At 61.8% G+C, this 20,942-nt stretch carries 24 protein-coding genes; 14 read left to right on the top strand and 10 right to left on the bottom strand.

Annotated features, from left to right (window positions below):
* Positions 1-154 precede the first annotated feature (154 nt).
* A complete protein-coding gene (locus GVI59_RS14115) occupies positions 155-295 on the top strand; it encodes a hypothetical protein (RefSeq protein WP_173574823.1) in 141 nt (46 codons plus the stop codon).
* On the opposite strand, the gene GVI59_RS14110 is transcribed toward GVI59_RS14115, so the two are convergent.
* From GVI59_RS14110 to GVI59_RS14100, 3 genes are read right to left on the bottom strand one after another with little or no spacing between them, the layout of a single operon-like run.
* Positions 292-885 (bottom strand): Mov34/MPN/PAD-1 family protein, encoded by a 594-nt coding sequence (locus GVI59_RS14110; RefSeq protein WP_173571126.1) that lies wholly within the window; start codon positions 883-885, stop codon positions 292-294. The genes GVI59_RS14115 and GVI59_RS14110 overlap by 4 nt on opposite strands.
* Positions 863-2,614 carry a ThiF family adenylyltransferase gene (locus GVI59_RS14105; protein WP_173571127.1) on the bottom strand — a complete coding sequence of 584 codons (1,752 nt, stop codon included), beginning with the start codon at positions 2,612-2,614 and terminating at the stop codon, positions 863-865. The genes GVI59_RS14110 and GVI59_RS14105 overlap by 23 nt, the downstream gene beginning before the upstream one ends.
* The gene (locus GVI59_RS14100) at positions 2,611-3,828 is read right to left on the bottom strand and encodes a ComEC/Rec2 family competence protein (protein WP_173571128.1); all 1,218 of its coding nucleotides are present in this window, start codon (positions 3,826-3,828) and stop codon (positions 2,611-2,613) included. The genes GVI59_RS14105 and GVI59_RS14100 overlap by 4 nt, the downstream gene beginning before the upstream one ends.
* A 424-nt stretch (positions 3,829-4,252) precedes the next feature.
* On the opposite strand from GVI59_RS14100, the gene GVI59_RS14095 reads away from it, so the two are divergent.
* A protein-coding gene (locus GVI59_RS14095) for an IS5 family transposase (RefSeq protein WP_173574822.1) occupies positions 4,253-5,010 on the top strand; the annotation gives its coding sequence in 2 pieces (ribosomal slippage) (positions 4,253-4,574 and positions 4,574-5,010; 759 coding nt in all).
* 192 nt (positions 5,011-5,202) lie between these two features.
* On the opposite strand, the gene GVI59_RS14090 is transcribed toward GVI59_RS14095, so the two are convergent.
* Positions 5,203-5,472 carry an HU family DNA-binding protein gene (locus GVI59_RS14090; protein ID WP_146892221.1) on the bottom strand — a complete coding sequence of 90 codons (270 nt, stop codon included), beginning with the start codon at positions 5,470-5,472 and terminating at the stop codon, positions 5,203-5,205.
* A gap of 214 nt (positions 5,473-5,686) precedes the next feature.
* Here GVI59_RS14090 and trbB point away from each other — a divergent pair, with 214 nt between their 5' ends.
* The 11 genes from trbB to GVI59_RS14035 are packed head-to-tail and all read left to right on the top strand — an operon-like array spanning position 5,687 to position 15,040.
* Positions 5,687-6,655, top strand: coding sequence for a P-type conjugative transfer ATPase TrbB (trbB, locus tag GVI59_RS14085; RefSeq protein WP_173574821.1), 969 nt, complete (start codon positions 5,687-5,689; stop codon positions 6,653-6,655).
* Entirely contained in the window at positions 6,652-6,978 is a 327-nt protein-coding gene (locus GVI59_RS14080; protein WP_053323596.1) for a TrbC/VirB2 family protein, read from the top strand. The genes trbB and GVI59_RS14080 overlap by 4 nt, the downstream gene beginning before the upstream one ends.
* The gene (locus GVI59_RS14075) at positions 6,978-7,244 is read left to right on the top strand and encodes a VirB3 family type IV secretion system protein (protein WP_114726164.1); all 267 of its coding nucleotides are present in this window, start codon (positions 6,978-6,980) and stop codon (positions 7,242-7,244) included. Before GVI59_RS14080 ends, GVI59_RS14075 begins: the two co-directional genes overlap by 1 nt.
* Before the next feature lie 7 nt (positions 7,245-7,251).
* The gene (trbE, locus tag GVI59_RS14070; protein WP_173574820.1) at positions 7,252-9,678 is read left to right on the top strand and encodes a conjugal transfer protein TrbE; all 2,427 of its coding nucleotides are present in this window, start codon (positions 7,252-7,254) and stop codon (positions 9,676-9,678) included.
* Positions 9,675-10,421 carry a P-type conjugative transfer protein TrbJ gene (gene trbJ / locus GVI59_RS14065; protein ID WP_146892230.1) on the top strand — a complete coding sequence of 249 codons (747 nt, stop codon included), beginning with the start codon at positions 9,675-9,677 and terminating at the stop codon, positions 10,419-10,421. Before trbE ends, trbJ begins: the two co-directional genes overlap by 4 nt.
* Positions 10,421-10,693, top strand: coding sequence for a putative entry exclusion protein TrbK-alt (gene trbK-alt / locus GVI59_RS14060; RefSeq protein ID WP_129551473.1), 273 nt, complete (start codon positions 10,421-10,423; stop codon positions 10,691-10,693). Before trbJ ends, trbK-alt begins: the two co-directional genes overlap by 1 nt.
* Before the next feature lie 4 nt (positions 10,694-10,697).
* Positions 10,698-11,951, top strand: coding sequence for a P-type conjugative transfer protein TrbL (gene trbL / locus GVI59_RS14055; protein WP_129551472.1), 1,254 nt, complete (start codon positions 10,698-10,700; stop codon positions 11,949-11,951).
* A 2-nt stretch (positions 11,952-11,953) separates the two neighbouring features.
* Entirely contained in the window at positions 11,954-12,634 is a 681-nt protein-coding gene (gene trbF, locus GVI59_RS14050; protein ID WP_129551471.1) for a conjugal transfer protein TrbF, read from the top strand.
* On the top strand, positions 12,634-13,620 hold the full coding sequence (gene trbG / locus GVI59_RS14045) for a P-type conjugative transfer protein TrbG (protein WP_053323603.1): 987 nt from the start codon (positions 12,634-12,636) through the stop codon (positions 13,618-13,620). Before trbF ends, trbG begins: the two co-directional genes overlap by 1 nt.
* Positions 13,617-14,777: a TrbI/VirB10 family protein gene (locus GVI59_RS14040; protein WP_129551470.1), complete on the top strand. Its 1,161-nt coding sequence runs from the start codon at positions 13,617-13,619 to the stop codon at positions 14,775-14,777. Before trbG ends, GVI59_RS14040 begins: the two co-directional genes overlap by 4 nt.
* Complete coding sequence (locus GVI59_RS14035; protein ID WP_082267023.1) at positions 14,774-15,040, top strand: DUF2274 domain-containing protein; 267 nt, start codon at positions 14,774-14,776, stop codon at positions 15,038-15,040. The genes GVI59_RS14040 and GVI59_RS14035 overlap by 4 nt, the downstream gene beginning before the upstream one ends.
* Here the strand turns inward: GVI59_RS14035 and GVI59_RS14030 are convergent.
* From GVI59_RS14030 to GVI59_RS14005, 6 genes are all read right to left on the bottom strand, one after another.
* Positions 14,946-15,869, bottom strand: coding sequence for a LysR family transcriptional regulator (locus GVI59_RS14030; RefSeq protein ID WP_053323605.1), 924 nt, complete (start codon positions 15,867-15,869; stop codon positions 14,946-14,948). The genes GVI59_RS14035 and GVI59_RS14030 overlap by 95 nt on opposite strands.
* A 125-nt stretch (positions 15,870-15,994) precedes the next feature.
* A complete protein-coding gene (locus GVI59_RS14025; protein WP_053323606.1) occupies positions 15,995-16,960 on the bottom strand; it encodes a quinone oxidoreductase family protein in 966 nt (321 codons plus the stop codon).
* Between the two features lie 45 nt (positions 16,961-17,005).
* On the bottom strand, positions 17,006-17,407 hold the full coding sequence (locus GVI59_RS14020; protein WP_053323607.1) for a nuclear transport factor 2 family protein: 402 nt from the start codon (positions 17,405-17,407) through the stop codon (positions 17,006-17,008).
* 41 nt (positions 17,408-17,448) lie between these two features.
* On the bottom strand, positions 17,449-18,189 hold the full coding sequence (locus GVI59_RS14015; protein WP_053323608.1) for an SDR family NAD(P)-dependent oxidoreductase: 741 nt from the start codon (positions 18,187-18,189) through the stop codon (positions 17,449-17,451).
* A 95-nt stretch (positions 18,190-18,284) separates the two neighbouring features.
* Positions 18,285-18,821, bottom strand: coding sequence for a TetR/AcrR family transcriptional regulator (locus tag GVI59_RS14010; protein WP_198912161.1), 537 nt, complete (start codon positions 18,819-18,821; stop codon positions 18,285-18,287).
* Between the two features lie 203 nt (positions 18,822-19,024).
* On the bottom strand, positions 19,025-19,684 hold the full coding sequence (locus GVI59_RS14005; RefSeq protein ID WP_053323610.1) for an HD domain-containing protein: 660 nt from the start codon (positions 19,682-19,684) through the stop codon (positions 19,025-19,027).
* 165 nt (positions 19,685-19,849) lie between these two features.
* On the opposite strand from GVI59_RS14005, the gene GVI59_RS14000 reads away from it, so the two are divergent.
* Positions 19,850-20,818: a GlxA family transcriptional regulator gene (locus GVI59_RS14000; RefSeq protein ID WP_242010533.1), complete on the top strand. Its 969-nt coding sequence runs from the start codon at positions 19,850-19,852 to the stop codon at positions 20,816-20,818.
* Positions 20,819-20,942: the final 124 nt, after the last annotated feature.

The following is a 20,942-nucleotide window of genomic DNA, read 5'->3' as shown; positions in this document are numbered from 1 at the left end:
GCGGGATAGACCATTACACAGCCTAACCCCGCATGCGAACTTTGTACCAATCATGTCCGCTTTACGGAAAACAATTTAGCGGCTCGTATGACCAAAATGAGGCGCAATCATCTGCATCACCGCGACATGGCTGCTCGCATGCACGGGTGCTCGCGTGCGCCACCATGCCGAGGCTTACGCTCTTGCTCTGTTTGAAGCGATTGACGTGGGCGTTCCCCAACCCAATGTCGGCAAACCCCGCTCGACCAGGCAGCGGAAGAAAGGGCAGAGGAGTGGAGATGCGGCGGAGGATTAATCAGCGTCGATCGTTGCGCGTATTTCGGGATTTGAAATAAGCCGGATCACAGCCCCTTTGTGCTCCGATGCTTGAAAGAACCGCGCAATCATGCCTCTGTCAGTTGCGGGCGGCGTGACATCCTCCGCCTCAAGCATTAGCGGAACCGGATGGTGGCCAGCATCGCCTGGCATGAACAGATAAGTTCCGGCGTTGAGCGTCGTGTCTTGGTCCAAGCGGACTATCATCAAAATGGCGAAGGTCGCTCCCGTCGAGGCGTCGTCGACGAGGGTATGCATCGCATGGAGATCAGGAAAACTCGGAGTGACGCCGAAAGAAGGATGCGAATGCCATTCTCCGAGGTAATTGTATTTCATGTAGTCGTGCTCGGTCTGCTTGAAGAAGCGCTCAAGTTGCCGGAGATGGAGCCGGGGCATGCGTAAAAACGATGCGAAAGTGCCTTTCGATCGCTGAACCGAGAAATTGACGATGCGGAATTCATCGTGAGCTACATGCTCACCCATTAGAATTCCGCCGGTTTCCGTCGAACCGCGTTGCCTCAAGACTTTTGCAAGCCTCTGCGCCACATTAGGCGATAGCAGGAGGCGCATCCGTATTTCCTCCGATAAGGCCGCTGATAAATGTTGCGGCTTCATTACGTTGTTTGTCAGAGAACGACACGGGCGCCGCGACAGCCTCAGGCGGCCCTACATCGATCGGATAGGTGTCGAAGGGGCCGCTGAAAATCCAGCCCTTCTTAAGACCGATCAGATAGACCGGGTGACTGTAGGAGGACACGGCACTCTGGAGAAGAGCGTCGACTACTATCCGCGTTGTGTGCGCCGCAATCACGGCGACATCTGCATCATCCGCGATGAGCGTCGTATCACTATCGTCCCGCGTCTCATATTGATGGTCTGCGCCAAGCCAAGGTACGTTTTGATCGGCGCACCACTGCAAAATTTGAGCCCGCATCCGAGCGGGTGACGGCGTCAAGTTTGGGCTATGTCGCGCGAGTAGGCCGCCAATTCCGCCGGCAAATGTTTCTGCCCAGACTAGCGTCTTCTTATCGGCAGCCGCAATTGCGGCCAGAAGATTGAAGACCATAGGATCTGCCGTTGCATCCACGATGACATCACATGCAGTCGCAGCGCTTAGCGCTCTTGCGATGCGACTGCTTGCTTCCTGGCCGTTCAGCCGAGTTCGATGGACCGTGACCTTCGTATCCACGTTAACGAGACAAATCCTCTGCTTGAGAGCATCAACCTTATGCGATCCCACATCACGCCAATCAAATTCGTGACGGACGAGGTTTCCGAAGAGAAAAACATCGTCATCGACGAGCTCAAAGCGCCCTACTCCGGCACGAGCGAGTGAAACGGCAATCTTGGCACCAAGCGATCCGCTCCCGACGATGCATACGGACTTTCCGGCAAGCGACGCATAGTCGGCACCGAGCCGCTTTCCCTTATCGTCGGTGATGTAGACGATTGAGTAGGTAGAGAAATTTCGGTCGTGAAGCCATACCAGTGTCGGCTCACCTCCATTAATGTAGAATAAGACGAAGGATGCCGCTCGATCGGAACCTGACAACTCCGCTGGATCGATACCGAGTTCCGAGATGTAAGCGATCATCGACGCCATATCGCCCTGGATCGGAGGCGAAGGCGCGTTTATCGGGAGATGAAGGGCGGCACCGCTATACACCAGGCCGTCGAGTGCCGCGACCGGGATCAGTCGATCGTGCCAGGCTTCAGCGCCGTCCATTTCCAAGCTGGTGACACTCGCGCGTGATTCAAGGACGCCTGTTACGCAGACCTTGATCCGTGCCGGTACAAACAATGGCATATCCTGCAGGCGAACTAGCAGAGCGGGTGTCGCGATGAAGCGGTTCGACTCGCCACGCAGGGAGTGCGCAAAGCTGAATAGGTCGCGAGAAGGTATCTCGGCTTGCGGTTCTTCTTGCTGGGTGGGGTTCTCCAGCTGGAGAAGTCGATAAGCGCTCGCCAACATATCGGCACCGGTGAGATCGGCTTGCCAATTGTCCGCACCCCATTCGAGGCAGAGCTCACCCCCTTTTCCGTACTGGTGAAAACTCCAGCGCGTTTTCTCGGTCTCGCGCGGAAAGACCGACGGCGGGCAGCTAGGAAAGACGTATGGGTATTTCAGGGTGATCGGGAAAACACGACCATTAATCTCGATCGTAGCATCAACCTCAAGCAGGTTCGACACCAACCGCCAATGGACATCCTTCAGCCAAGCGCCGTCCTGCCGTTCGAGCTCTTCAATCGCGGCACGCTCGTGGTTCAGACGAGCAAGGTCAGACAGGAACCAAATCAAGCAAACCCCGCCGGCTTCACGGGCGTTACAGGGCGCGGCGGAAAGCCAATCCCTGCTGGCGGAATAGTGGCTGCAGTCGAAGTACGCAGCAGGCTCCTTGCCGATGTCGCCGCCTGTTTCACAACGGCCCGCAGCTTGGGACCAGTTGCGTTCACATCGAACTCCATCGGCACGGGATCATCCTCACCACCATGCAGCGACGTGTTGAGGAAGACCCCATTCACGGAGCTGAGGATCGCCTCGTATTCACGCTTGGCGCGGATGCAAGGAGGGTCATCCTTGTCGTTTTTGATGGGCTTGGAGGTCGCGACAATGTAAGCGCCGGACAATGCCTGCCCGAGCGCTTTCCTGGCATCAGGGGAGACCTTTGCCTTCTCACCCAGATCGCCCCAACTGTCATACGACAGAGAATGCCATGAGCAGTGATGAGGCGCCTGCATGAGATGGTAGTTGATGGTGTTCGTGTCGGCGCTGTGGTCCGCCCAGATACGTTCCCAGATACCAACCATGGCATCGCCACCTGACAAGAACCGGCAGGCGTGAAGCTTCTCTCCGTTCGCCACGGAGAATCGCACGATCACACTGGAGTGGTTCTTGCTCCGCCGCTCTTCTTCCTCATCCGTGCCCTGTCCTTTCGGCGCGAGGAGCCGACCGCGAAATGCGGTGTCCGTGTTCCCGTCAATTGAGGTAATGGTCTTGCCGGCTTTCACCACGATTTCTGCGATGTCATCCGTCTTCCCGTCCCGGTCCTCACCCATCACCTGGATACGGTCACCAGCAGCGAACTTACGGTTCGCTTTGTAGAGGTTGACACGACGGCGGGCTTCCTTTCTCCAGGCATCCGCATCTTTGCAGAGCGTCTGGTCCTTGGGCGTCCGGCGGAACACTATTGGTGACGACCACATCTCGCGGATCACGATTTTAGCAAGCTCGCCAGACTTGGGTTGCTTGTAATCGGCCAACGGACCGAGATGAAAATGCTCAATGAGGCCACGACAATGGTCTTGGTCGGGGTGCGTCAGCAGCACAGCATCCACATATGGGCGGCCCGTTTCGTCTGTATCGAGGCGGCGACGGAGGTCGGCCGATACATCGCGGATACCATCACCAGACTGGCGGATATTCATGTCGATAAGTATAGATCTACCGCTCTCCAGCTTGATGAGCGTCATGTCGCCGTTTCCGACGGGAAAGAATGTAATAACGGCGGCCATGCAACTTAAAACCTTTGCGTTAATACCTGCTGACAGAGCGTCATCCGATTCGCAACAACAACCAGATTAACCGAGAAATCGACAGTAATGTAGTGTAACAGCCGTCCGGCTACAAGGCCAGCGCAGTGCATCCGGGAACAGCCGCCCACCGCTTAAACGCTTTAAGCCTTTTCATCCCGATGTGAGCGAAATGTGAGCCCTGGGCATGCGCGCAAGCCACGATCCTAGACGTCGAAAACGCAAGCCGGAACGACGCGTGGACCCAATACACTATCGCAATTGTATTGATCGTCTCGGCAGGGCGCGGCGCTTGAACGCGAGGCTGAGTCCCTGCTCAAGAGCGACCAGCAGGTCCGCTTTCTAGGCTCAGGACCCATTGATTTGATTTCGGAAATCTGATTCAGGCTCTCTGAGGAGACTGAAGATGAGTGACTTGTTTTGGCTGACGGATAAACAGATTGAGCGTCTGCGGCCGTTCTTTCCCAAAAGCCACGGCAAACCACGCGTTGATGACCGCCGTGTGTTGAGCGGCATCATTTTCGTGAACCGCAATGGCCTGCGCTGGCGTGATGCGTCCCGGGAATATGGTCCGCACAAGACGCTCTACAACCGCTGGAAGCGTTGGAGCGACATGGGCATTTTCATGCAGATGATGGATGGCCTGTCTGCCGCGAAAGCCGAGCCTCAGACGATTATGATTGATGCGACGTATCTCAAGGCGCACCGCACGGCTTCACGCCTGCGGTTAAAAAAGGGGATCCACGCCGCCTGATTGGTCGCACCAAAGGCGGTATAAATACCAAACTCCATGCGGTCACCGATCAGAACGGACGACCGCTGAGCTTCTTCATGACAGCCGGACAGGTCAATGATTACACCGTAGCCTCTGCTCTGCTGGACAGCCTTCCCATGGCACGGTGGTTGTTGGCGGATCGAGGTTATGATGCTGACTGGTTCAGGGACGCCCTGGAGGAGAAAGGGATAAAGCCCTGCATTCCAGGACGGAAATCTCGCGGAAAACCAGTCAAATATGACAAGAGAAAATACAAACGCCGCAATCGCATCGAGATCATGTTCGGAAGGCTCAAGGACTGGCGGCGTGTCGCAACACGCTATGCCAGATGCCCCACCGTCTTCTTCTCCGCCATCTGCCTCGCCGCAACCGTCATCTTCTGGCTATGAGTCCTGAGCCTAACCTCCAAGCCAGACCGTCCGCTTTCAGCTCAACTTGTCTGCGAGATATCGTGCTGCTTATGTCCGCTGCACGGAAAGATGTGCGTTGGCATGTATGTCCGACATGAGGCGGAAACTGCCAGTCTCCTATCTTCTATTCCCGAACATTACCGTCTGGAGGTCATTGGACGATGCGGCCAATCAGACCGCCTTCTTGAGATTCGGACTAGCCTTGAACCGCACGGTCTTGCCGGCGTTGACCTTCACCGGCTCACCGGTGCGGGGATTGAGCGTCTTGCGGGCCTTGGTCTTGTGGACGGAAAACGTCCCGAAGGACGGCAGCGTGAAGCCACCCTCCTGCTCCAGTTCGGCGACAATGGCACCAACCAGATCATCGGCGGCCTTGGCGGTGGCAACGCCGGTGCAGGCAAGGGAGTCCTGAAGAACGGCGGCAATGAAGGCTTTGCTCATGCGGGCGCAGGTCCGTGTCGTGGTCGATTCCGCAAACGGTAGCAGCGCCCTTTCGCCCCGTCACCGCCGAAACGGCGACACACCCCTATGCAAGTTCTTCTATCCCAGCGCCCTACACCCATCAGACACTTGTTGCGCTTCCGTGTTCATGGCTCTTTCTAATCGACCCCGCTGATCCACCGCCTCCCTCGGGAGGTCAAATGCGGGGTTTCCTGTGTCCGTCGCTCCCTTCCGCTCCGAAGCCGTCGCCCGTGGCACGCGCATGCTGCGCACCGCCCTGGGGTCGGCGATTGCCGGGCATCTCGACGATCCGTCGATCGTCGAGGTGATGCTTAATCCCGACGGCCGGTTGTGGATCGACCGGCTGGCCGGCGGGATGGAGGACACCGGCAGCCGGATCGCGCCAGCCGACGCCGAGCGGATCGTCCGCCTGGTCGCCCACCATGTCGGGGCCGAGGTCCATCCGGGCAGTCCGCGCGTCTCCGCCGAACTGCCGGGAAGCGGGGAACGGTTCGAAGGACTGGTGCCTCCGGTGGTGGTGGCACCCTGCTTCGCCATCCGGCGCCCGGCCATCGCGGTGTTCTCGCTCGACGATTATGTGGCTGGCGGGATCATGACCGCCGCACAGGCCACGTTTCTGCGCCGCGCCATCGCCGAGCGGAAGAACATCCTGGTTGCCGGCGGCACCTCCACCGGCAAGACCACCCTGGTCAACGCGCTACTGGCCGAGATCGCGCAGACCGGCGACCGGGTGGTGCTGATCGAAGACACCCGCGAATTGCAATGCGCGGCCCCTAATCTGGTCGCCCTGCGCACCAGGGACGGCGCCGCCTCGCTCTCCGACCTGGTCCGCTCCTCGCTGCGTCTGCGCCCCGACCGGATTCCGATCGGCGAGGTGCGCGGCGCCGAGGCGCTCGACCTGCTCAAGGCCTGGGGCACCGGCCATCCCGGCGGCGTCGGCACCCTGCATGCCGGGTCGGCGATCGGCGCCCTGCGCCGGCTGGAGCAATTGATCCAGGAAGCCGTCGTCACCGTACCGCGCGCCCTGATCGCCGAGACCATCGACGTCATCGCGGTGCTGTCCGGGCGCGGCAGCGCGCGTCGGCTGGCTGAACTCGCCACCGTCCAGGGCCTGAGCCCGGACGGGGACTACATCCTCGCACCCGCCGGAGATCCGTTATGACCCACATGATCGCTCTGCGCCGTCGCTTTGTCGTGGCCGGCGCAACCCTCTCGCTCGCCCTGCTGTCGGCCCCAGCCTATGCCGCCGGTTCGAGCATGCCATGGGAGGAACCGCTCAACCAGATACTGGAAAGTGTGCAGGGGCCGGTGGCCAAGATCATCTCGGTGATCATCATCACCGTGACTGGCCTGACCCTGGCCTTCGGCGAGACCTCGGGCGGGTTCCGCCGTCTGATCCAGATCGTCTTCGGCCTGTCGATCGCCTTTGCCGCGTCCAGCTTCTTCCTGTCCTTCTTCTCCTTCTCGGGCGGGGCGCTGATCTGATGGAGCCGGACGCCATCCCCGGCTTCACCGCCCCGGTGCATCGCGCCCTGATCGAGCCGATCCTGCTCGGCGGGGCGCCGCGCACGGTGGCGATCGTCAACGGCACGCTGTCGGCGGCAATCGGCCTCGGGCTGCGGTTGTGGATCGCCGGCGGGATCTTCTGGCTGGTCGGCCATCTCGCTGCCGTCTGGGCCGCCAAGCGCGATCCTGCCTTCGTCGACGTGGTGCGTCGGCATCTGCGCTATCCCACCCATCTGGTCGGGTGAGGGCGCCATGCTGAACCTCGCCGAATACCGTCATCGCCGCGACCGGCTGGCCGATTTCTTGCCCTGGGCGGCGCTGGTCGCCAGGGGCGTGGTGCTAAACAAGGACGGTGCCTTCCAGCGCACGGCCCGGTTCCGCGGTCCCGACCTGGACTCCTCGACCGCTTCCGAGTTGGTCGCGATCACCTCCCGCCTGAACAACGCCCTGCGCCGTCTCGGCTCCGGCTGGGCCATTTTCGTGGAGGCGCAGCGCCTTCCAGCACGGGGCTATCCTTTCAGCCCGTTCCCCGATCCTGCCTCCGAACTGGTCGACGCCGAACGTCGGGCGCAGTTCGAGGAAGAGGGGGCGCATTATGAAAGCCGTTATTTCCTCACCCTGGTCTGGCTGCCGCCAGCGGACGACGCCGCCCGCGCGGAAGCCTGGCTCTACGAGAACCGCGCCCGTGGCGGCTCCGACTGGCGGGCGGTGGTCGCAGGTTTCATCGACCAGACCGATCGGGTGCTGGCGCTGCTCGACGGCTTCATGCCGGAGGCCGACTGGCTCGATGATGGCGAAACCCTGACCTACCTCCATTCCTGCATCTCGACGCGCACGCAGCGGGTCCGGGTGCCGGAGATCCCGGTGCATCTCGACGCCATCCTGGTCGACGAGGAACTGACCGGTGGCCTGGAGCCCCGATTGGGCGACGCCCATCTGCGCACGCTGACCGTCACCGGCTTCCCGACCCAGACCTGGCCGGGTCTGCTCGACGAGCTGAACCGGCTGGCCTTTCCTTATCGCTGGGCGACGCGGGCGATCTGCCTCGACCGCACCGACGCGACCAGGGTGCTGGGCCGGATCCGGCGGCAATGGTTCGCCAAGCGCAAATCGATCATGGCCATCCTCAAGGAGGTGATGACCAATGAGGCCTCGGTGCTGCTGGATTCCGACGCCGCCAACAAGGCGGCCGACGCCGACGCGGCGTTGCAGGAACTCGGCACCGACCAGGTCGGGCAGGCCTATGTCACCGCGACCGTCACGGTATGGGACGAAGATCCCACTATCGCCGCCGACCGGCTGCTGCTGGTGGAGAAGACCATCCAGGGCCGCGACTTCACCTGCATGCGCGAGAGCGTCAATGCGCTCGAAGCGTGGTTCGGCAGCCTGCCGGGCCATGTCTACGCCAATGTCCGCCAGCCCTGTGTCTCGACCCTGAATCTCGCGCATATGATTCCGCTCTCCGCGGTATGGGCCGGGCCGGAGCGGGACGGGCATTTTGACGCTCCGCCGCTGTTCTATGCCCGCACCGAAGGTTCGACCCCGTTCCGCTTCGCACTTCACGTCGGCGATGTCGGTCACACGCTGATCGCCGGGCCGACGGGTGCGGGCAAGTCCGTGCTGCTGGCCTTCATGGCGATGCAGTTCCGCCGCTACGCCGGTGCCCGGATCTTCGCCTTCGATTTCGGTGGCTCGATCCGCGCGGCTATCCTGGCGATGGGGGGCGACTGGCATGATCTCGGCGGCGCGCTGGCGCAGGACGGAAACGATCCCGTCGCGCTGCAGCCGCTGGCGCGGATCGACGAGCCGGGCGAACGGGCCTGGGCGGCAGAATGGGTCGCGATCCTGCTGGAACGCGAGGGCGTCACCGTTGCCCCCGACCTCAAGGAGCATCTGTGGTCGGCGTTGACCTCGCTGGCTTCGGCACCCGCAGGAGAACGCACCCTTGCCGGCCTGTCCGCGCTGCTCCAGTCGCTGGCGCTGAAGCAGGCGTTGCAGCCTTACTGCGTTGGTGGCCCGTGGGGGAAATTGCTTGACGCCGAACATGAGCGTCTTGGTGTCGCCGATATCCAGGCCTTCGAGATCGAGGGGCTGATCGGCTCGGGCGCCGCGTCCGGCGTGCTGTCCTATCTGTTCCATCGCATCGAGGACCGTTTTGACGGCAGCCCGACGTTGCTGATCATCGACGAGGGCTGGCTGGCGCTGGATGATCGCGCCTTCGCCGGGCAGCTCCGGGAATGGCTGAAGACGCTGCGCAAGAAGAACGCCTCCGTCATTTTCGCCACCCAATCTCTGGCCGATATCGACGCCAGCCCGATCGCCCCCGCGCTGATCGAAAGCTGCCCGACCCGGATCTTCCTGCCCAACGACCGGGCACTGGAGCCGCAGATCACCGCGATCTATCGCCGGTTTGGGTTGAACGACCGCCAGATCGAGATCCTCAGCCGGGCGACGCCCAAGCGCGACTATTACTGCCAGTCCCGGCGCGGCAACCGTTTGTTCGATCTCGGCCTGTCCGAAGTGGCGCTGGCCTTCACCGCCGCGTCGTCGCCCGACGACCAGGCCGCGATCGACCGGATCTTTGCCCGGCACGGCCGCGACGGGTTCGCGGCCGCGTGGCTGGCGCACCGGGGCGTGGACTGGGCGATTGAAATGCTCAGGCCGGGAGAACCATCATGAGAAATTCGTCGATCTGCAAAGCAGCGTTCGTGGCTGGGTTTGGCGCCCTGTCATCCATCGTCGTGAGCGTCCCGGCCCATGCGCAATGGGCGGTCTATGATGGCGCCGCCCATGTCCAGACGGTGCTGATCGCGGCGCGGGAATTGCAGCAGGTCAACCAGGAGGCGCAGAGCCTGCTCAACGAGGCGACCATGCTGGAGAACCAGGCCCGCAACCTCGCCAATCTGCCGCTCTCGGTGCTGGCACCCTTGGAGCAATCAATCGAAGCGACCGAACAGATCGTCGGCCAGGCGCAGGGGCTATCCTATAACCTGACCAGCATCGATCAGGCCTTCAGCCAGACCTATCCGCAGGCGCTGGCGAGCCCGAGTTCGGCGGCGCAGATGACCGCCGACGCGCAGACGCGATGGCAGAACGCGCGGGGCGCCTATCAGGACGGGCTGCGCGTGCAGACCGGTGCGGTGCAGAATCTCGACGCCACGCGCAGCCAGATCGACAGTCTGGTCACCTCGAGCCAGGCGGCCACCGGCGCCTTACAGGCCGCGCAATCGGGCAACCAGCTGACCGCGCTGCAGACGCGCCAGCTTGCCGACCTCACCGCCGTCATCACGGCGATGGGCCGCGCCCAGGCGCTGGAAGGCGCGCGTCAGGTCGAGAGCGAGGAGCAGGGCAGGGCACAACTCGCGAATTTCCTGAATTACGGGGCCGGTTACACGCCCGGCACCGCGCAGATGTTTCACTGATGCGCGGGTTACGTCTCTCCCCGCCGATCGTCTTCCGGCTCGTTGCCCTCGGGCTGGTCGTTTTGATTCTGGTTGTCGCCAGCCTTCATCTCCGGCACATGCCCCATGACGTGGGGGTGCCGGATCTCGGGCCGCCGGGATCGCGTGACCGGCTGGCCGCCGGTCTGGCGCATTGTCAGGCGCTCGGCATGAAGGCCGACGGCGATCCGGCCTGCGAAGCGGTCTGGGCCGAGAACCGCAAGCGCTTCTTCGCGCCCGACGCGGCACGGTGACGCCATGCAGCAGGGCACCGGCGTCATCGACAATTTCCTCGCCATCTTCACCCAGTATATCGATTCCGGTTTCGGTCTGGTGCAGGGCGACGTCCATTGGCTTGCCGGTGTGCTGATTACCATCGACATTACCCTGGCCGGGCTGTTCTGGGCGTTGGCGCCGGATGAGGACGTGCTGGCGCGGCTGATCCGCAAGACCCTGTTCATCGGCATGTTCGCCTTCATTATCGGCGACTTCAACGGGCTGGCAAAGATCATCTATGAGTCCTTCGCCGGGCTGGGCATCGAGGCGGGCGGTGGGCATCTTACCCAGGCGCAATTGCTCCAGCCGGGGCGGCTGGCGCAGGTCGGCATCGATGCCGGCAAGCCGATCCTGACCTCGATCTCCTCACTGGTCGGCTTCGTCGCCCTCTTCAACAACGCGATCCAGATCGCGGTGCTGCTGATTGCCTGGCTGATCGTGGTCATCAGTTTCTTCGTGATGGCGATTCAGCTCTTCGTGGCGCTGATCGAGTTCAAGCTGACCACGCTCGCCGGGTTCGTGCTGGTACCGTTCGGCCTGTTCGGCCGCACTGCCTTCCTCGCTGAGAAGGTGCTGGGCAACGTGGTGTCGTCCGGGATCAAGGTGCTGATGCTGGCGGTCATCGTCGGCATTGGCTCGACGGTGTTCGGCCAGTTCACCAGCGGCTTCAATAATCCACCCACCATCAATGACGCGCTGACGCTGATCCTGGCTTCCCTGACTCTGCTGGGCCTGACCGTGTTCGGCCCGGCATTGGCCAATGGGCTGATCGCCGGTGGTCCGCAGTTGGGCGCCGGGTCCGCTGTCGCCACCGCAGCCGGGGTCGTCGGTGCCGGCGTGGCTGCCGCGTCTGGCGCCGGCCTGGCTGTGGGAGCCGCGGCAGCCGCGGTGCGTGGCGGGGCCTTTGTCGCGGGCGGCACGACCGCCGCCTATCAGGCCGGAGGTGCTGCAGGCGTCGCGAAGGCCGGACTGTCCGCCGCCGCCAGCCCGTTGCGCCGCGCCATGGCCAGTGTCCGCACCAGTTATCAGGCCGGCGGAGCCGCCGCGACTGGCGGTGCGGGAGGTGCGACCGCTTCTGGCGCTGGCGGAGCTTCTGCCGGCAAGCCGCCCGCCTGGGCCAGCCGGATGCAGCGCAACAACCGGATCAGGGGCGGGGCGGATGCGGCCGCACAGGCGATTAAGGGCGGCGACCGGCCCAGTGGCGGCCACGACGTCGATCTCTCGGAGGGAGAATAACCATGTTCCGCCGCCCCAATGTGCGTTTCGGCCGGACGCCGGAACCCGAGACGCCCTATCACAAGGCCGGACAGGTCTGGGACGATCGCATCGGCTCGGCCCGTGTCCAGGCCCACAACTGGCGGCTGGCCTTCTTCGGCTGTCTCGCTTTGAGCGGCGGGCTGGGCGCCGGGCTGGTCTGGCAGTCGCTGCGCGGCACCGTCACGCCGTGGGTGGTGCAGATCGACCATCTCGGTCAGGCGCAGGCCGTCGGTCCGGCGACCGCCGCCTATCGGCCGACCGATCCGCAGATCGCCTGGTATCTGGCGCGCTTCGTCTCCGAGGTACGCGGCATCCCGGCCGATCCGGTGGTGCTGCGGCAGAACTGGCTCGACGCCTATAACTACGTCACCGACCGCGGCGCGCTGGCCCTGAATGATTATGCCCGCACCAACGATCCCTTCAGCCGGATCGGCAGGATGCAGGTTGCGATCGAGATTGCCAGCGTCATCCGCGCTTCCGACGACAGCTTCCGGGTGGAATGGATCGAGCGCCGCTATGTCGACAGCGCGCTGGCGTCCACCGAGCGCTGGAGCGCGATCCTCACCATCGTCGTCACCACCCCGACCGATGCCGAGCGGCTGCGCAAGAACCCGCTCGGCATCTACATCCACGCCCTCAACTGGTCTAGGGAACTCGGCTGATGCGCACCCTCAACACAATCGCGCCGTTCATGATCCTGCTGGCGCCGCTGGCGGCCTGCTCCTCATGGAAGCCGCCTGCCATCAGATACGACGATACGCCCCGGCAGGCGGTCCTCACCCCGGAACCGCCCAAGCCGGTGCAGGTGGTGGAGCTGCCGGAGCCCTTGCCGTTGCCGGGGCAGCTCAAGCCGATCCCCTATCGGCATGCATCACCCGAGCCCGCCGATCCGCATGAGCGGGTCGAGCGCGCCAACAGTGTGGCGCGGATCCAGCCGACGCGGGCCGGCTATCTCAATGCGATCCAGGTCTATCCCTTCTCCGAGGGTGCGCTCTATCAGCTCTATGCCGCACCCGGCGAGATCACCGACATCGCGCTGCAGCCGGGCGAGAAGCTAGTCGGTGCCGGTCCGGTCGCTGCCGGCGATACCGTACGCTGGATTATCGGCGACACCGAGAGCGGGGCAGGGGCGTCGAAACGGATTCATATCCTGCTCAAGCCGACCCGCCCGGACCTGACCACCAACCTGGTCGTCAATACCGACCGGCGCACCTATCATCTGGAACTGCGCTCCGATGAGCGGACCTATATGGCGTCGGTGTCCTGGGATTATCCGCAGGACCAGATCGTCGCCCTGCGCGGCCAGGATCGTGACGCGGATCTCGCGGCTTCGGTCGTGACCGGCGTCGATCTCGACGCGCTGAATTTTCGCTACCGGGTCGAGGGCGACGAGGCGCCGTGGCGGCCGTTGCGGGCCTTCGATGACGGGCGGCAGGTCTTTATCGAATTCCCGACCGGCATCGCCCAGGGGGAGATGCCGCCATTGTGGGTGGTCGGCCCGCAGGGCGACGGCCAACTCGTGAATTATCGGGTGCGCGGCAATCGGATGATCGTCGATCGCCTGTTCGCGGCTGCCGAACTGCGACTGGGCGCGAAGCACCAGCAGGTGGTGCGCATCGTGCGCACCGATGGAGCGCGTCGGTCGTGAGCGGGAGCACCGGAGCGGGGGAGGCGGACAAACCAGTGCCTCCCGTCAGGCCGCCGGGCGAGATGCGGTTGCGCGTGACGCGACCGCCGGTCACGCGGCTGTCGCGCAGGGTGATCATGGGGCTGACGCTGGTGGCGGTGCTCGGCGTCGGGGGCGCGCTCTATGTGGCGCTGAAGTCCGCACCCCGAACGGGCAAGGCCGAACTCTATAATACCGGCAATCGCACCACGCCGGACGGGCTGGCGAATCTGCCGGGAGACTATACCCACCCGCCGCGCCTCGGGCCTCCTTTGCCCGGCGATCTCGGCAGGCCGTTCCTCAAAGCAGGTGTGGGTGTCCCCGGCATGGCGACATCGGCGGCACCCGCCGATCCCGAAAAGCAGCGTATGGCTCAGGAGCAGGAAGCAGCACGGGTCAGCCATCTCTTTACCCAGACGCAGGTCGGGCGAAACAGTGCTGCCCCGGTGACAGCTGGTGCCACCCCGGTTCCGGCTGCCGGTGCTGCCACTGATCGCAACCAGGCGTTTCTCGATGGCCCGGTCGACCAGCGTACCGTCAGTGCCGCGCGTCTGACTCCCGCTCCCAGCCCGTATATAATCCAGGCGGGATCGATCATTTCCGGCGCGCTGATTACTGGCATCCGCTCCGACCTGCCCGGCGAGGTCACGGCGCAGGTGACGGAGAATGTCTATGACAGTCCGACCGGGCATATCCTACTGATCCCGCAGGGCGCGACGCTGATCGGCCGCTATGACTCTCAGATCTCCTATGGCCAGACCCGTGTGCTGCTGGTCTGGACCCGGCTGATGCGCGGTGCCGGGGGTTCGATCGTGCTGGAGAACGAGCCGGCCGCTGATCCGGCGGGCTTCGCCGGGTTGCAGGACCAGACCGACAACCATTGGGGCGAGGTGTTCAAGGCCGCCCTGGTCTCGACGATGCTGAGCGTGGGCTCCGAGGCCGACATCAGCGGCGGCAATGGCATCGCCCAGGCCTTGCGGACCGGCGGCTCGCAGGGCTTCAACCAGATCGGCGAGCAGATCGTCGGACGCTCGCTGAATATCCAGTCGACCAATATCATCCGGCCGGGCTTTCCGGTGCGGGTCATGGTGCATCGTGACCTGGTTCTCGCCCCCTACGGACAGGAGGTTTCCCGATGATGAAGCTCAGGCTTGGGCCAATTGCGGATGACAGGCCGATACGCGTGACCGTCGAGCTTCCCGCCGCCGTGCATCGCGATCTGGTTGAATACGGGCGGCTGCTGGCGCGTGAGAGCGGTCAGGCCGAGATCACGCCAGCAAAGCTGATTGGGCCGATGCTCGCGCGCTTTATGGCTGGCGATCGAGCCTTTTCCTTGGCAAGACGTCTTCTCGCCGGTCGTCCGGAACTAGATCACGGACAAAAGCCACGAACCGACCCGTAACGGTGTCCTGATTATTGGCATCCCAACCGAGGCGAATTTGCAATTGCGTATTCCTCTCCCGTAGTGGCCGGAAAATGACACCCGGAAAACCCTGTTCCGCCTGACTCTGGACGGCAAGGGTCATGCCATATCCAGATCCAACAAGCGCAAATACGGACTGCTTTCCCGCCGGATGACTTTCAAGGGTGATGTCGCTGCCCAAAATTTCTAGGTAACGACGTCGCACACTATAATCACCTCCCCAATCCTGTAGTAGAAATGTTTCGTTCTGCAATTCCTTGCGTGTCACGCTTTCATATTGACGTAGTGGATGCTCGCTCGGCATGGCTAACATCAGATTTTCAACGCAAAACGGAAGTGACTCAAGGTAGTCGGACTGAATGAATGGAGTGAAGAAAATCACATCCACACGATGCCGAAATAGAGCGGATTGGAGGTCAAAATCTCCCATTTCGTGAAAAGAAACTCTGATATCGGGATGTTTTTTTCGCCATGCTGATAACGCCAGCCTGATGCGTTGGCCGACGAGGGGTAGTAGACTGCCAATCCGAATGACCCCTCGGCGGCCCGTTCCTAGAATTTGCGACAAGGCTCTTATTTCGTCCCAATCATCAAGCAATGAGCTGATTCGATGGAAGAGGACATCGCCAGCCGCAGTCAGTCGAATGCCGCTGTGGGTTCTTTCCAGCAGGGTAACGCCAAGCTCATCTTCAAGCTTATCGATTGCTCTGGTCATTGTCGAAACTCTGACACCATGAAGCCAGGCCGCCCGTGTCAGGCTACCGGCCTCAACGGCAAACCTGAAGTATTCGAGATTTGTACTGCGCATGGTACGAGCGAACCTGTGTCACTATCGCCAAAATCTCGCTCACATGAGGTTTCCAGCAGCTTCCTCATGTGGCCCGAGATAATGCAGAATGCCGCGTCTCCGCTTAAGCCTGCTTTCCGGCCTCTTCACGGAATCAGCAGGAGCTTGCCGGTCGTCTTGCGGCTCTCCATGTCGGCATGAGCGCGGGCAGCGTCGGCCAGCGGGTAGGTGCCGCCGATATGGACCTTCATCTTGCCTTCGATGATCCAATTGAAGATCTGCGCCGAATGGGCGCGTAGCAGGTCCGGCGTATGAATATGGTCCACGAAGACCGCATAACCGATCTTGATGCTTTTTGGGATGCTGGTGATCTCGATTGGGCCGGGGCCACCAAGCACCGGGCCGAACCAGCACAGCGTGCCGGAGCGGCGCAGAGCATTGAGCGATGCCCGCCACGTCACAGGACCCGTGCCGTCATAGGCGACATGCACGCCTTCGCCGTCAGCCACGCGGACGACTTCTTCGGCAAAATCGCCGCCGGCATCCACGATGACATGATCGGCACCGGCCCCACGCGCGATCTCGACCTTCTCCTGCGACGACACCCGGCCGATGACCTTGCCGCCCCGGATCTTGATGATCTGCGTCAGTAGCAGGCCGAGCCCACCGGCCGCCGCGTGGACTAGGGCAAATTCTCCCTGCTGGACCGGGTAGAAATCCGTCGCGAAATGGCTGGCCGTCAGGCCCTGCATCATGACGGACGCAGCTGTCTGGTCGTCAATCGCGTCGGGAACGGGCACGAGTGCCCCTGCCGGAATGACGGCGCGACTGGCATAGCTGCCGGGGGAGTAAACCCAGGCCACGCGCTCGCCCGGTCGGAAATCCTCGACATCTTGGCCGACGGACAGGACGCGGCCCGCGCCCTCGACGCCGAGGATCTTCGGATCGGCTTCCATCCAGAACATACCGCGCCGGACGCCGGTATCCATGAAGTTGACGCCGGCCGCGGCCACATCGACCAGAACTTCGCCGGGACCCGGCACCGGGTCGGGTCTCTCGACCAGTTCAAGAACCTCGGGGCCGCCCGGTTCGCGCATTACGATAGCGTGCATGCCAGTCTTCCTTGGAATGGTTAGTCAAAGGGGGTATGCGTCAGGTCACGACTGCGGCGCCGCAAGCGGCTTCGTGGCGTTCAGGGTCTCGCGGGCGGACTGGCCGTCGCTGTAATCATGCCAAAGCACGATGCGGCCATTGCGGACTTCATAGGTCGCCATGTTAGGGATGGCGGCGGATTCACGACCGGGCAGGGCCAGGTGATGGATCTGTTCGGCCAGCACGATCGCGCCGTCGACGGCCTGACGGATCGTCTCGAAGCGCACCTGCGCGAATGCCGTGAAGACCCGCTTCCAGATCTGCACGACGTTTTCTTTCCCGCGCACTTCGGGATCGCCGTGGTTGGAAAACACAATGGCGTCGTCAAGGAATGTCTTGAGCAGCTCCGCATCCCTCTTTTCGAAGGATGCGACGAACTGCCGGACTGTTTCTCCTGCATCTGACATCTGGACTGTCCTTTGCTGGGAATGGTTCCGGTAGGCCGGGATCAGGCGGAGTAACCGCCGTCGATCGTCAGCAGGGAGCCCGTGATGAAGCTGGATTCAGGGCTGGCGAGATAGGCCACGAAGCTCGCGACTTCCGTATCCGACCCCAGGCGGCCGAGCGCCATGCGGGGACGCAGCATGTCGCGCATCGCGTCGTTCCTGATGTTGTCGGTTTCGGTCGGGCCGGGCTCGATCGCGTTGATCGTGATTCCGCGCGGCCCGAGATCGCGGGCAATGGCGCGCGTCATGGAACTGACGGCCCCCTTGGTCATCGCGTAGGCGAAGGAGCCGGGGAACGCGGTGTAATGCGCGACCACGCTGCTGTTGTTGATGATCCGTCCGCCTTCCTTCATGTGCGGGACGGCTGCCTGAATCGCGACGAAGGTGCCGCGCACATTGAGGGCGAACATCTTGTCAAAGGTGTCGAGCGCGAACTCGTCCACCGGTCCACCGAGCACGATGCCGGCATTGTTCACCAGAATGTCGAGGCCGCCCAGCTCCGCGACCGTGCGCGACACGGCAGCCTTGATTTCATCGGCACTGGTGTTGTCCGCCTTGATGGCGAGGGCCTTGCCCCCGGCAGCGGTGACTTCGGATGCAACCTTGTTGGCTTCATCGGCCGAGGCCGCATAGGTGAAGGCCACGGCCGCGCCGTCTGCCGCGAGGCGACGGACAATGGCAGCGCCGATACCGCGCGATCCGCCGGTAACAAAAGCAACTTTTCCGGTCAGTGAAAGGCTCATTGTTGAAAACTCCTGGTCGATCTGCTGACTGTTCGTTCAGTTTTCTGGAACGAACAGTCAAATAAAGAACAAAAAAAGGGGGGAGAGCTTTCCCCCTAGCCAAGACAGCGCAGGGCCATCTGTGCGGTGGCGCGCAGGTCGTCGTGTGTTGCGCCCCCGCGTGCCATGACTTTCAGCCCGATGAACGTTGCATTGATGAACCGTGCGGCATCCTTCGGGTCGATCTCCGGCGGGATTTCGCCGAGATCCTTGCCGCGCTGGATCGTTGCGGCAAAAATGTTCTGCATGCTTGCGGCAGATGATTTACCGATTGCGGTTACTTCCCGATCGCGTCGGCCAAATTCGCATATTGAGCCCACGCCAAGACACATGCTGTCATCCTGAATGCGGGCCGCGAATCCCAACAAGGCGGCTTCGATTGCGGTCAGAGGAGAGCCGGTCGCCTGAAGCGTTACCGCGATTTGTCCCACACTTTCGAAGCAGTAATGTTGTAAAGCCTCAAGATATAGTGCGCGCTTGTCCCCGAAAGTGTCGTACATGCTCTGGCGACCGATCCCCATGCTTTTCACGAGGGCCTCGGTCGAAGTCCCTTCGTAACCGTAGGTCGCGAAGGTCTTCGTCGCTGCAGCCAAGGCCGCTCCCCGGTCAAATGCTTTCGGTCTTGCCATCGAATGACACATCGCAATTATGGAACGAATTGTCAAGAACTGTGTAAGTCTTCATATTTTTCATGTGGCTGTATCATGCCGGTTATCACACGCATCCTGTGGATGCAGTTCTCGGACTGACATGCAAACGCCTTCACTATCATGTGAAGATACGCATGACGCAGCGGTCAGGTACTCCAGCGCGATGTGCGGATGATTGAGCAGAAGTTTCCTTTATGAAAATGAGGCTCTTTATCAGCGATCACATCCGCCTTTACGTTACCGAAGGTCGTGTCCGGCTTATGGCGGATACCGTCGTAGAATGCCTGGATGATGTCTTCCTTAAAATGCGGTGTCCTTGGAAAGGCGGCAACAACTGCCTCGCGGACCGTGTCGGGATACTGGTCGTACGTAAGGCCGAGAACGTCCATTTCGACGCCGGCCGTGGTGAGCGCGATCACGGGATGCATGAATTCTGGCACGCCAGGGGTCGTGTGGAGGGCGATGCCCGTCCAGACCTTTTCGATGTCAGATGGGTCGACATCGTGACTCTTGAGGAAATCCCGTGCGGCATTGGCGCCGTCAACTTCGAAACGAAGAGTCTCGCTGCTGTGCGATGGCATCAATCCGATATCGTGGAACATCGCGGCAGCGTAGAGAAGTTCGGGATTGAAGATCAGTTCGCGCTGCTGCCCGGCAAGCGCGCCGAAGAAATAGACGCGGCTCGAATGATTAAAGAGCAACTCGCTTTCGGTATCACGAATAAACTCCGTGATCGCGCGGCCAAGAGAGGAGTCCGGCACAACGATGCCATTGATGCTCGTCCCAGAACGAAGCGTATCTATCATGACGTAAGCTCCTTTTTGTTTCCGGCTCCGACAATCCTGACAACGATGTCGCGACCATCCGGCGACCTCCTGCCTCATGAGGCCTGTCGTTTCATGCGGATTTTATTCTCTGTCACGGGTGGCAGAAATGACATATAGACCTCGTATTCTGCCATAGGGTGACAGATGATGCCGGCTCCCTCCGATGCCCTTGCCATCTGGTTCGTCGTGTTTCCCGGGTTCGAACTCCTCGACGTAAGTGGTCCGCTATGCGCGTTTAATCTGGCGCGCGACTTTCATCGGACGGCCTATGACATCCGGACCGTCTCGGTATCGGGTGGGCTCGTGGCCAGTTCGTCGGGAGTGACAATCGACACCATCCAGCCACCTGTGCCCAGGCGCCTCGATACGCTTGTGGTCGTGGGGGCTCCCGATACAGAGATGCTCTCCCAGCAGAATGATCTGATTGCACTTGTGCGCATGCTGGCGCCTCATGCGCGGCGTAGCGCCAGCGTCTGCACCGGAACGTTCGTTCTGGCGGCAGCAGGGCTGCTAGACGGACATCGCGTGACGACCCATTGGCGACATACGGCTGATATCCAGCGCCGCTATCCCTCGCTCAAGGTCGAGGCCGACCGGATTTTCATTCACGACGGTGCGATCTGGACCTCGGCGGGCATTACCGCCGGCATCGATCTTGCGCTGGCGATGATCGAGGAGGATTTCGGGATCGAAAATTCCAAGGCTGTCGCGAGGGAACTTGTGGTTTATCATCGCCGCAGTGGTGGCCAGTCTCAGTTTTCGACTCTTCTCGACCTGGAGCCGCGCCCAGGGCGCATTCGTGATGCTATTGCTTATATTCATACGCACTTGCGGGAGCCATTGTCGGTTGAGCGGCTGGCAGATGTCGCGAGGATCAGTCCACGCCAGTTCGCCCGGCAGTTCGTCGTGGAGACGGGGGAGACACCGGCTCGCGCAGTCGAGCGCCTGCGGTGTGACGCCGCTCTCCCACGTATCGAAAATACGAGCGAATCGCTCGGCCAGATCGCCTTGCATGTTGGCTTTCGCGATCTCGAACGCATGCGTCGCGCGTGCCTGCGCGTATACGGACAGCCGCCACAGGCTCTACGTCGGCGGAATCGTAACAGAGCATAGTTGCGTCGACTAATTCGCTTCGTGTGTTGACCCTAGTGATGTTCCGCGACTTTTTGAAATTAGCCTGTATGAGTAAGCTCTTGACCGCGCGCATGCTGAGGCGCCTGGGGCAAAAAACGAGAAT

Source organism: Acetobacter sicerae (genome assembly GCF_011516765.1).
Taxonomy (GTDB): domain Bacteria; phylum Pseudomonadota; class Alphaproteobacteria; order Acetobacterales; family Acetobacteraceae; genus Acetobacter; species Acetobacter sicerae.
This window is presented reverse-complemented; position numbering and strand designations above follow the sequence as displayed.